Below are 12,274 nucleotides of genomic sequence, written 5' to 3'. Positions count from 1 at the left end.
ACGACCTCTGTTTTATCTATTCCATCTTAAGCTGCAAGTATTCAGCCAATTGCTTATAATCGTCAAATACTTTCTCTGCGCCAGCGATTAACAATGCTTCAGCAACGTCTGGCTGATTATAAAAATTAACCCCCAGTGCGCGGACGTTTAAGGATTTCGCCATTTCAATGTCACTGACAGAGTCTCCTATCATCAACGTCTCTGCAGCAGTTGCGCCACAAACGTCCATAATCTCTTCTAACATCTGCGGACAAGGCTTAGCGGGAACCTGGCCTGCGGAACGGGTGATCGTAAAGTAGTGTTCAAGTCCACTCGCTTGCAAATCACGGTGCATGGATTGTTGTCCGCGATTGGTAGCAATGGCTAGATCGAGTCCTGCATTATGCATTGTGTTGAGAATATCCTGTGCTCCTGGGAGTAAATACACGTCCATAGAACGCATAGCCAACGATTCACGGATCGTTTCAAACAGCTGCTCGGATTGAACCGGTGAGATCTCTGGGAAAATTTTTTTAATGGCGATGACCAAACCATGCATTAGGTATTTACGGGCCTCACGCTCATTAACTTCCCCTAAGTTCATCCGTTTTGCTTCTTTGTTTAAAACATTCAGCACTTTGCCGAGTGTGTCGCCTAGGGTCCCTTCCCAATCGAACACAACCAAACGATAGGTGCTATTCATAAGACGGGGTGCTCCTTAATCGTAATGTAGTCAATGTCTCTTTGAATCGCTCGTCTAATTCTGCTTCAAAAACATGTTCTTTGTCTTTCAGATTAAATTGAATTGACCGTGCATGTAAATACAATCGTGAAGTTCGTTTTGTCACTGTATCCAAAGGAGGCTGGCCGCCATACTTATTATCACCGGCTATAGGATGGCCAAGATAAGCGCTATGAACGCGGATTTGATGCGTTCGGCCAGTCTTGGGATAAGCTTCAACCAAACACCCCTCATTAAAATTTTCGAGCAGTTTGAACTGGGTTTGGGAGGACTTGCCCGCCTCTTTAATGACAACCATTCGTTCGCCAGATTTCAATAAATTTTTTTCCAGGGGTTGATCAACCAAAATGTTTTTTTTCCCTGTCCAGGATTTATTTAACAAAGCCCAATACGTTTTTTTGACCTCACGCGCAGCCAGTGCCGCCTGAATTTCACGTAGTACGCTTCGCTTTTTTGCTAACACCAAACAACCGGATGTTTCTTTATCCAGACGATGTGCAAGTTCAATATAAGCCAAATCTGGACGGGAAGCCCTTAAGGCTTCAATCACTCCAAAACTGACGCCGCTTCCGCCGTGGACTGCAAGACCTGCTGGTTTATTAATCACTAACAACGCCTTATCTTCGTAAATAATGCTGTTCATCAATGTTTGATTTAATTTTTGCCCGACCTGCACTTCCTGAGGTACTGTCACTCTCACTGGCGGAACTCGGACTAAATCACCTGTTTCCAGTCTTGAAGCTGGTTTTGCCCGCTTTTTATTGATTCGAACTTCGCCATTACGGATTAAGCGGTAAATATGACTTTTAGGAACGCCTTTAAGAATGCGGAATAAATAATTATCTAGTCGCTGACCATTTTCCTCGACGCTGATTTCTTTGTAGTGAACACCACTCATTTAATAATAAACCTGTTTGCTGTATGTGATTTTTTTGTTATTATTATATATAGGGTCTATTGGCCCTATTGAGCAGATTAAAAATTAATCTGCGACAGAATTATAACGCATAAACGATTATTTAGTTTAGCGGCTGGCTAAAAAACCAGCCATTATACATTAAAATGCGCTTTCCTTAAGTATTGATAAAAGGAAGCCGCCCATTACCAGAGTCAAATTGAATACATACTCAACAGATACCCGCGCATGGAATCTATGCTATCAAACGAGCAGCAGACCTTACTACAAAAAGGCTGCATGCGCGCGGTCTGTTCAACAGAGTCTGTCTGCAAGTTGTTTAATTATGCGAAAAAATGGAACATCGCTAAAACAGCCTCAATTTGCGGTAAATAGACCGCTAACATTAACGAAACCCAGCGCTTTTTTAGAAAAGATACCCTTTTTTTCAGCGATTAAGCGGTTGGAAGACAAGATGTTGAATCTTGCACACCTATTCATCAAGACCAGTCGAAACAGCTTTTATTTCATGGCTCATTGTAGCAATAAGGCTACAACATCAAGTAAACCTATCGAACATGAAGCAAAACTGTTTCCGAACTGCTCCAGTGAATCTGCAGTCAGCCTCTCAAGGTTTTGGGCAACGCTTAAAAATAAATTCTCTGACCGAGTTGCTTTACCAGCAGCCACTTTGCCCTGATCATTAAACCGATCTAGGTTGCAAATATTCTGCAGTGGTAAGTACTAACAAGAGAATCCCTTTCAATATCATTACTTCTGGTCTGGCGCCCTATTATGGGGTTAGAGATGGAAAAAATGTTAATTAATGCAACGCAGTCGGAAGAAGTGCGCGTTGCTCTGGTTAAAGACAATGTATTATTTGATTTAGATATTGAATGTCCTTCTGAAGCGAAGAAAAAAGGAAACATCTATAAAGCTGTTGTCACCCGACGCGAACCAAGTCTTGATGCCGTATTTGTGGAATACGGGTCAAAAAGACAGGGATTCCTGCCGTTGAAAGAAATCGCTCCTGAATACCTTTCAAAACATCCCGATCAATTTGGTGACGAACGTCCACCGATTACTTCCCTCATTCGTGAAGGCCAAGAATTACTCATTCAGGTGGATAAAGAAGAACGTGGTAATAAAGGTGCTGCTTTAACCACCTATATCACGCTAGCCGGCTGCTATTTGGTGCTTATGCCCAATAGCCCGCGCTCAGGGGGAATTTCACGCCGGATTGAAGGCGATGATCGCAACGAACTCAAAGAAACATTAAATGCATTAGACATTGATGAGAGTATGGGCGTTATTATTCGCACTGCTGGTGTTGGCAAATGTCATGAAGAACTTCAAGCTGATCTAGATATGTTGAGAAATCAATGGCAAGCCATACAATATGCTTATCAAACACAACTGGCTCCTTGTCTGATTCATCAGGAAGGCGATGTCATCATTCGATCCATCCGCGATAACTTACGCAAGTCCATTAGTGAAATTATTATTGATGATCAAATATCGTTTGTTAAGGCAAAACAATACATCGAACAAGTCAAACCCGATTTTATTCATAACCTTAAGCTCTATAAAAGCACTATCCCTTTATTCAATTTCTATCAAATCGAAAGTCAAATTGAAACCGCTTATCAGCGTGAAGTGCTATTGCCTTCTGGGGGCGCTTTAGTTATTGATCGAACCGAAGCTCTAGTATCTATTGATATTAACTCAGCTAAAGCGACGAGCGGATCGGATATTGAAACAACCGCTTTAAACACAAATCTTGAAGCAGCCGATGAAATCGCTCGTCAGCTTCGTTTAAGAGATCTTGGGGGGCTTGTAGTCATCGATTTTATCGACATGAGCTCTTCAAAGCATCAGCGTGAAGTTGAAAAACGACTGCAAGAAGCACTAAAAGCTGACCGAGCCCGTATTCAAGTGGGGCGCATTTCCCGCTTTGGTCTTTTAGAAATGTCTCGTCAACGCTTACGTTTATCCCTTGGCGAAACCGCACAAGAAATTTGCCCACGCTGTGAAGGTCGTGGAACAGTTCGCAACATTCAATCGCACGGGTTATCGATTATTCGATTAATTGAAGAAGAAGCCTTAAAAGAAAAAACGGCTGAAATTCAAGTGCAACTGCCTCCTGATATGGCAACCTATTTAATTAATGAAAAACGTGATTTTATTCTTAATATTGAAAAGCGACATGGCGTTAATGTTGTCCTTATCTCAAACCTGCACCTTCAATCACCCCAATACAGTATTAATCGATTGAAAGAAGATAATGTTGGTAAACATAGAAAACCTAGCTACTCCCTGATTCAAAAACCAGAAGTTGAAATAATCCGAGCGGATGAGTCAACCCAAAGTCTAGTTGAGCCCGTGGTTAAGCCTTACACAGGACTAAACCCATCTAAGCAGAAAGAGTCTAGCATCTTACAACGTCTCTGGAATTACTTATTTTCTAATGCTGATGAAATGATTGCCGAGCCATCAGAGCAAAAATCTTACCCTCATCAGCGCAATAATACCGCTGCTAGCCCCCGTCCTGCTCCTCAGAGACGCACCCAAGGCGGGCAACAACAGCGACGAAGACGACAAAACGGCCAAGCCCAAGGCTCAAAGCGAAGCCAGCCAAGCGGTGGGCACCGCAACAAAGGCAATGCTGGACAACAGCATACACAGTCCAATAAGCCCGGCGGTCGCGTAGTTCCTCTTAAAGCCGATAGTACAAAAAAAAAAACTCAGAGCAACAAAGAGTCTGGTGAATAACAGCTAATGGATGCCGCTCTACTTAAGCGACATCATTACGAGCTAGTGGTAGCCTGGGTGAAGGCGATAGCCGTAACCCAGGATTTCAGTCTTACCATGACTTCCAGGATTACTCCTTCGGGCTACAAATTCGGCTGCCATCCTAGGCTTGACCATAGTCTCTCTGTATACGAAGATACACGATATTGAAATAGGCGATTTAAGCTTAAGTCTCGTCAAGGAACATACCTCTTAAACGCTCAACGAACCTAAAGGCTGCAACGAATTCGAATTATGCATCATTATTCACCTATCAACCTCACCATCACCCTGGCACCCTTTGTACTCGCCCTAGCCTTAGCCATGGATGTCTACGTGCCAGCTATTCCACTCTTAACAGAGTTATTTAAGGTCTCGGATAACATTATGCTTTTGACCTTAAGCTTGTTTATGCTCACGGCGGGCTTGATGCAATTAATCGTTGGACCTTTATCTGACAGCATTGGCCGCAAGAAAGTGGCTTACCTTGCCGCTTTATTGTTTTCCTTTGGTTGTATTCTCTGCGCTGCTGCAAATGGTCCTGGTTCATTAATTTTGGGAAGAATTGTGCAAGCCATTGGTAGTTGCGGGATGTTGGTGCTTGGCTTTACGATCGTTCGGGATTGTTTTAAAGGCGATGAAAGTGCGAAAGTGTATAGCTATTTAAACGGGATCATCTCATTTTCTCCAATGTTTGCGCCGTTTATTGGCAGTTATCTTGATATTTATTTAGGCTGGCGCTCAATATTTTTAAGCTTACTTCTGATTTCTTTGTTCTCCTTCATCGCGTTAAAATTTTTCTTAAAAGAAACATTACCCAGGGTAAGCCGCGTTTCTTTTTCTTTGCCGAATACAATGCGCCAATACCAGCGCATTTTTATGAATCCAACCTTTGCTATTTATAATTTGGCAACGTGCTTTGGCCTCGCTTATCTCTATTTATTCTGTGCTTTATCGCCTTACCTAATCATTCGGGATTTACATATCCCTGAAGCCCAGTATGGATTTTATTTTTTCTATATGGGCGTTTCATTTTTTATCGGTAGTGTGTTATGCAGTCAGATTGTTGAACGCGTTGGAATTTACTTGACGTGCTTGGTGGGCTTTATCATTACCTTAATCGGTGGATTATGGATGGCGATTTGGTCAATTTCCTCAGGCCTTACACTGGAAGGATTTATTTATCCGATGTTGCTGATTGGCATAGGCGGTACGTTTAGCATGGGATCCGGCCAGGGCGGATCTATGTGGCCATTTGGGGAGCATACAGGCACTGCAGCAGCACTTGGGGGAACATTACGATTTACCTTTGCATCGATTATAGGAATGATTGTGATCAACGATAATGTGGCAAGCACCCTGCCGTTGGGCTTACCTGCTATCCTCTTTAGCATAACCGGCTTGTTCTTGTTTATTATGTTTAAAGATCGCTTGCTTCCAAGAGCGACTTTGATGGATTGCAGCGATTTAACTTGAATGATTTAAAATTTTATCGTTCTTCCCGAGACTTTAGGCCGGTGGCGATTGGCGTTACGCCGATTTTAGGATTAATTCCGCAATCATCCAGCAACTTCAGCAGATTATTGCCTCGACGTGTTAATCGTTTTACACAGTAGATATCGAGATAACTGTCTAAGATATACTGATATTCTGGTAAAGTGAGAATGGTCAGAATTTTCTCGGCGCGCTCCAGATCTTTAGCCTTCGCATAATCGCAAGCTTGAAACAGAACCGCTCCAAGCATTGCAGCTAAGCTTGCTTTACGTACTGGATCGGAAAAATAAAAACGCTGAATGCATTCGTCTAGCGCTCGATCTTTATCCCATTCCACCCAGGATTCGTAAATAATGTTTGCATCCATGAAATTACCTGTTTCACCAGATTCTTCGGCTTGTAATAAAAAATAGGCAACAGGAACCACAGCCTGGATATTTGCCCATGAACAGTTTCCAGAAATTTGCGAACTCATTGGAAATTGTAATACCGGCATTAAGCCGAGCTGATGGTTTATGACTTGATGAAAATAGCCGCGACTTTGTTTTTTATAAAGAAATTCTCTAATAAAATGAATCGTAAATTCTTGCGGCTTTGTCATTTTATAAATATTGACGCTTCCTTCTTTTAAGCTGTTTTCACCTCGGTCAATTTTAGCCCACCAATGCTTATATTTTATAAAACTCATCGCATGACCACGGCTTGCCGCGGGCAAGATTAAGAAAGGAGATTGTATTAATTCTCCTAACTTCGTCATATCCTCTTGTGACAAGTTCACATGATGTTGAAGTGTTAATAACTCATCCGCGACAGCGAAAGCATCCATAACCTCATACAGATGATCAAAATGCTGGCGTAAGTGTTTGGTTGAAAAACTACTGGTGAAGCGGTGAAGAGAATCATGGATCACAGCCACGGTAAATTCAAGAATAAATCCCTCATAATCAAGCTCAACAAACTCTCCCTCGCCATTTACAATATCCACATCACCCTGTAATTCAAAGCGATGTCCTATCAATTTTGCCAAAATGAAGTCCAAAGCAAAATCCAGTTTCGCATGGTACTGATAAAGTAGATGCTTTAAATGATTTTGACCTCGAAGAATAGGATAGACTAATACCGGCAACCCTGAGTTAGTATAGGCATTAGGATTTGCCCCATGTTTTAATAACAGCAGCGTCATTTTTTCGTCATGATTATCAACGGCCCAATGCAATGCTGTTCGACCTGTAACATCAGGTTTATTGATATTAACGCCTCGGGCAATTAACTGTTCAGCAATATTGGCCTGGCGAGTAATTGCCGCTTCGATTAACGGTGTAAACCCATATTCATCAATGTCATCGAGCGACTCACCCTCACGTAGATAATGATCAAAATCAGGAACGCGGCAACTGATAATATCGTTTGCAATCGTCATTTAGGGACCCTGTGGTTTTGGCGCGCTCCCCATTTTAGGCATGTGACCTAAGCGCAATTGCTTTTCCAATTCCTGCTCACGACGTTGGTTATCAAATTCTCGACGAGCTTCGGTATTTAAAGGAGGTTCTGGATTTAAATTAGGATCAACGCCATCAAACCGTTGGCTATCAAGCCAAGGATTTTGCAAAATATTGTTTTGCAACTCGCCTTCTGGGGCATTATCATGATGGCGCTCCGCATGTTCGCGAGCATTAACACGCGCATGACGGCGGTGTCCTTGCTGCTCAAGAATTCGCCGTGATCGTTCCATGTCACGAGTTTCATCCACCAAATAGGACGTATCTCGCCCTTCTGGCTTTTCTTTGCCGCCAGAGCGACGGCCTTGACCAGAATATTCAGGTTTACTGATGGCTTCACCGTTCGCGCTTCTTTGGGGCTTACGTTCCGTCAAAATACGCTTGAATGAAGAGATTGATTTACGTTTACTCATATTTCCTATTATAAATCATAAATACTCGCGTTGCAGAATTTCAGCGATCTGTACAGCATTAGTAGCGGCACCCTTTCTAACATTATCGGCCACGACCCAAAGATTTAGACCACAAGGGTGAGAAATGTCTTCGCGAATACGGCCCACAAATACATCATCATGTTCAACGGCACTCGTTATGGGTGTAGGGTATTGTTGTTTTGCAATATTATCGACGACCACTACGCCAGGCGCTTTAGATAATATTGCTTTGGCCTCTTTAGCACTAAGAGGCGATTTTAACTCGAGGTGTATGGCTTCAGAATGTCCATACAACACAGGCACTCTAACGGTAGTAGGATTCACCATAATTTCGTTATCTTCGAAAATTTTACGAGTTTCCCATACCATTTTCATTTCTTCGCGGGTATATCCGTTCTCTTGGAATTCATCAATATGGGGCAGAACATTAAAAGCAATCTGTTGCTTGTATACAGTTGGTTTTTTAATCGGCCTACCATTGAGTAACTCTCCCATTTGAGAGACTAGCTCTTCGATGGCTTTTTTACCTGTCCCTGAAACGGCCTGATAAGTAGCCACATTGATTCGTACAATGCCTACTTTGTCATAGAGTGGCTTTAAAGCGACCACCATTTGAATGGTGGAGCAATTTGGATTAGCGATAATGCCGCGATTTTTATAATCAACAATTCGATGGGCATTTACCTCGGGAACCACGAGAGGGATATCGTCTTCATAACGAAAACAAGAGGTATTATCAATCACGACACATCCCGCTGCTGCAGCAATCGGCGCATACTCGGCTGAAACGGCACCACCAGCAGAAAATAAGGCGATGTCTGCGTCAGAAAAATCGAACTTGGCTAGGTCTTCTACGTCATAAGTTTCACCATTAAACTCAACGGTTTTTCCCGCTGAACGAGCACTGGCCAAGGGATAAAGGTGATCCACCGGAAATTGCCGCTCTTCCAATACTTTTAACATAGTCTCACCAACTGCCCCTGTGGCACCGACGATGGCAACGTTTAGTGTTCTACTCATAATTTCCTCTTAAAAAAATAATTACAAAATTTGTACTGTTTATAGATTCTGGGCCTTATGTCTCAAATAGTGATCCATTAACACCAGAGCCAACATGGCTTCGGCAATGGGAACGGCACGAAATCCAACACAAGGATCATGGCGGCCCTTGGTCACAACTTTAATTTCTTCACCCGACGTGGTCACTGATTTCCCAGGTATGATAATGCTGGAAGTGGGTTTAATGGCCATGCTAATGCGTATCGTTTGCCCTGTAGAAATCCCCCCTAAAATACCCCCGGCATGATTGCTTAAAAATCCTTCTCTAGCCAGCTCATCTCTATGTTCACTGCCTTTTTGCGATACGGCTGCAAATCCAGCACCAATCTCCACGCCTTTTACCGCATTTATCGACATCATTGCATAAGCAATCATAGCATCCAGTTTATCAAACACAGGATCGCCCAATCCAACGGGCACACCTCGAGCCATTAGGCCAACGCGAGCGCCTACTGAATCACCTTCCCTTCTCAGCTCATCGATGTAGGTTTCTAGATGAGCTACTTGTGATGAATTAGGGCAAAAGAAGGGATTTTCATAGACCGCTTTTTCATCCTCAAACGCAATCTTAAGTTCACCGAGTTGTTCTAAAAAGCCAATAATTTCAATTCCTAACACCTTTTTTAAATAGATACGTGCAATTGCTCCACCTGCAACTCGGGCTGCCGTTTCGCGAGCCGATGAACGTCCGCCTCCTCGGTAATCTCGATGACCATATTTATGATGATAGGTAAAATCAGCATGTCCTGGCCTAAAGGTGTCCTTAATGGCTTCATAATCCCGGCTGCGTTGATCTTCATTGCGAATCAAAAGAGCAATTGGCGTTCCTGTAGTTTTTCCTTCAAAAAGACCCGATAAAATTTCAACTTGGTCCGATTCGCGCCGTTGACTGGTGTACTTTGATTGTCCAGGTTTGCGTTTATCCAAATAAGGTTGAATATCGCTTGCTGCTAAGGTTACCCCCGGAGGACAGCCGTCTACCACGCAACCGATCGCCGGCCCATGGCTTTCTCCAAAGGTTGTTACTGTAAATAAAGTTCCGAAGGTATTACCACTCATTGAGTTCTCTTTATGGTAGTTTTAAGACCATTCCATTTGCATCAGTTGTTCTCGAGTCAGTAAAAAAACACCCTGTCCACCTGATTCAAATTCGAGCCAGGTAAAGGGAACATCTGGATAAGCCTCGATTAGTGCCTCTTCACTATTCCCCACTTCGACCACTAAGATTCCCTTATCATTTAGATAATCATGGGCCTGGCGAAGAATTTTTTCAACAATTGCTAAGCCATTATTTTCTGTCTCCAAAGCTAGATTTGGCTCGTGCAAATATTCGGCAGGCAAGGTTTGCATCTCCTCATAGCCTACATAAGGAGGATTGGTGACAATGATGTCGTAACGTTCCTTAGGAACATTACTGAAGCAATCCGATTGAATTAATATGAGTTGTTCTTCTAGCCCATGTTGCTCTCGATTAATTTCAGCGACTTCTAACGCTTGCTCAGAAATATCTACCGCATCGACTTGGGCATCTGGGAATGCATAGCAACAAGCGATAGCAATACAACCACTCCCGGTACACAAATCCAGTATGCGATCTACGCGGTTAACATCTATCCATGGTGAAAATTGATGCTTGATTAATTCCGCTATAGGCGAACGAGGGATAAGTACGCGCTCATCAACATAAAACGTTAAATCACAAAAATTCGCCTCTTGGGTCAAATATGGAACGGGGACGCGATCTAAGATACGTCGTTTGAGGCGTTCGGTTAATAGCCTTTTCTCATCTTCTGTTAACTTAGCAGGCAACAATTGTTCATGCCCATCATATGGGAGCGATAAGGTAGCTAAGATCAACGCCAGTATGTCATCCCAAGCATTATCTGTTCCATGGCCATAGTACAACCTTGCGGCATTCGCCTCTGAAATTCCGAACCGTAAGAAATCCAAAAGGGAATTCAATTCTTTAGTCGACTTTAAAAGAGAAGACATGGATACTCCTAAGTGTTACCACCGTGTATAATTATACTATTATGATTATTTTTTATTAGATAAATGGCTAACGATGGTTTAAGTGATGAGGAAAAAGCATTATTTAGGAACGAAATGCGTTCTGTAACGCCTTTGCAAAATAAACACAAACAGTTTGTAAAGTATAAAGAACCGTTGAGGTCTCGTCCAGAACCAGTTCAATATTCAACACACGATTTAAATCCCATTTATCTTTCCAGCGAATATTCTGAGCCTGTTTTTGCCGATACTCAATTAACTTATCGCCAGGCAGGATTGCCAATCAAACGATTTATACAATTAAAAAAGGGCCAAATACCACTCCAGGCACGTCTGGATTTACATGGGCAAAGCGTTGAACGTGCCGCTGAAGCACTACGGTCGTTTATAAGTGGTCAAACTTCTCAGGGAAATCGTTGTTTGTTAATCATTCATGGCAAAGGCGGACACCACGGTGAAGTACCGATTATTAAAAGTTACATTAATCATTGGTTAAAGCAGTTTCCTGAAGTATTGTCATTTCATAGCGCACTGCCACGTGATGGCGGTACTGGGGCCGTGTATGTATTGCTAAAGCGGACTCGCGATAATCTATACTCAAACCCAAAATAACTAAAAATCGGCTTAAAAGCGTCAGCGCTTCATTTAAGGAGAATTGCAAAGACATTTCCTTTTGAGAGACCTTTGCGGCTAAAGGTTCATATCAACATACGGGATTTGCTAAGAATTGCCTTCGTACCGGACAAAAAACCACTGAGCTAATACGTGCCCGTGCCCTTGCCCGGTTTTTAGCGAATTAAAAGATAAACTTAGCGCTTGCAGCAATATTAAACGCCTATTTTAACTGGAGCAAGTGCCGTATGCATTGTTTTGTTGGGATGTTGCTCTGTACATGACAAAAAACCGGTCATGCCCGCGCAGGCGGGCAACCATCCATTAAAATAATCCGATGCCAAATCAAGCTACTGGGGGTTGTTTTGCTCGATAAGGTTTATTTTCCATTGTCGGTTCCACTTCTTGATGCGTTTTTCTCTGGTTATTGCTTCGTAGTCATCAGAATGAATTTCATAATAAACCAAATGATGAACGTTGTACTTTTTAGTGAATCCTTCAGCCAAGCCTTCTCTGAAGGATTTTCGCAAAGATTGGGTTGATTTAAGCTGTATCAACAAAATTGGAATGTAATTAAAAATGCAATTCACGAACCGATCAAAAGGTTGATGCTTCAAACCATTTAAATTAAGTGCGAAACTCGTGTTTCTTTTTCTTGCTGCCACTTCATCTCGCGCAATTCCAATTTGCTTTTGAAATTTTGACCTGGGTAAAAGTAGTAGGTAACGTAGCCCGGAAGCAACGAAGCCGTAATCGGGCT

General features: G+C 42.5%; 10 protein-coding genes and 1 pseudogene. 3 read left to right on the top strand and 8 right to left on the bottom strand.

Features of this window, described 5'->3' with window-relative positions; genetic code table 11:
- Nucleotides 1-16: 16 nt before the first annotated feature.
- Both E1O47_RS01260 and E1O47_RS01255 read right to left on the bottom strand, forming a co-directional pair.
- Nucleotides 17-682 (bottom strand): HAD family hydrolase, encoded by a 666-nt coding sequence (locus E1O47_RS01260; protein WP_133129459.1) that lies wholly within the window; start codon nt 680-682, stop codon nt 17-19.
- Entirely contained in the window at nt 675-1,619 is a 945-nt protein-coding gene (locus E1O47_RS01255) for an RluA family pseudouridine synthase (RefSeq protein WP_133129458.1), read from the bottom strand. Before E1O47_RS01255 ends, E1O47_RS01260 begins: the two co-directional genes overlap by 8 nt.
- Before the next feature lie 804 nt (nt 1,620-2,423).
- Here E1O47_RS01255 and E1O47_RS01250 point away from each other — a divergent pair.
- Nucleotides 2,424-4,388 carry an Rne/Rng family ribonuclease gene (locus E1O47_RS01250; RefSeq protein ID WP_165475012.1) on the top strand — a complete coding sequence of 655 codons (1,965 nt, stop codon included), beginning with the start codon at nt 2,424-2,426 and terminating at the stop codon, nt 4,386-4,388.
- Between the two features lie 273 nt (nt 4,389-4,661).
- Nucleotides 4,662-5,882 (top strand): multidrug effflux MFS transporter, encoded by a 1,221-nt coding sequence (locus E1O47_RS01245; RefSeq protein ID WP_133129456.1) that lies wholly within the window; start codon nt 4,662-4,664, stop codon nt 5,880-5,882.
- A gap of 13 nt (nt 5,883-5,895) precedes the next feature.
- Here the strand turns inward: E1O47_RS01245 and ankH are convergent, their stop codons facing one another.
- From ankH to prmB, 5 genes and pseudogenes are all read right to left on the bottom strand, one after another.
- A complete protein-coding gene (gene ankH, locus E1O47_RS01240) occupies nt 5,896-7,320 on the bottom strand; it encodes a Dot/Icm T4SS effector AnkH/LegA3 (protein ID WP_133129455.1) in 1,425 nt (474 codons plus the stop codon).
- A pseudogene (locus tag E1O47_RS01235) lies at nt 7,321-7,653 on the bottom strand (Smr/MutS family protein); the annotation flags it as partial. It abuts the gene before it with no gap.
- Between the two features lie 174 nt (nt 7,654-7,827).
- Nucleotides 7,828-8,853, bottom strand: a complete 1,026-nt coding sequence (locus tag E1O47_RS01230; RefSeq protein WP_133129454.1) for an aspartate-semialdehyde dehydrogenase — start codon at nt 8,851-8,853, stop codon at nt 7,828-7,830.
- Between the two features lie 39 nt (nt 8,854-8,892).
- Nucleotides 8,893-9,951 (bottom strand): chorismate synthase, encoded by a 1,059-nt coding sequence (gene aroC / locus E1O47_RS01225; RefSeq protein ID WP_133129453.1) that lies wholly within the window; start codon nt 9,949-9,951, stop codon nt 8,893-8,895.
- Between the two features lie 21 nt (nt 9,952-9,972).
- Nucleotides 9,973-10,884 (bottom strand): 50S ribosomal protein L3 N(5)-glutamine methyltransferase, encoded by a 912-nt coding sequence (prmB, locus tag E1O47_RS01220; protein WP_133129452.1) that lies wholly within the window; start codon nt 10,882-10,884, stop codon nt 9,973-9,975.
- Between the two features lie 114 nt (nt 10,885-10,998).
- Here prmB and E1O47_RS01215 point away from each other — a divergent pair, with 114 nt between their 5' ends.
- Nucleotides 10,999-11,514: a Smr/MutS family protein gene (locus E1O47_RS01215; RefSeq protein WP_341272519.1), complete on the top strand. Its 516-nt coding sequence runs from the start codon at nt 10,999-11,001 to the stop codon at nt 11,512-11,514.
- Nucleotides 11,515-11,864: 350 nt separating this feature from the next.
- Here the strand turns inward: E1O47_RS01215 and E1O47_RS12460 are convergent, their stop codons facing one another.
- Nucleotides 11,865-12,104: a GIY-YIG nuclease family protein gene (locus tag E1O47_RS12460; protein ID WP_423202744.1), complete on the bottom strand. Its 240-nt coding sequence runs from the start codon at nt 12,102-12,104 to the stop codon at nt 11,865-11,867.
- Between the last annotated feature and the right edge of the window lie 170 nt (nt 12,105-12,274).

It is taken from the genome of Legionella yabuuchiae (assembly GCF_900640115.1).
GTDB classification, from domain to species: domain Bacteria; phylum Pseudomonadota; class Gammaproteobacteria; order Legionellales; family Legionellaceae; genus Legionella_A; species Legionella_A yabuuchiae.
Note: the sequence above shows the minus strand (reverse complement) of the source record. Positions and strands in the feature narration are given on the sequence as shown.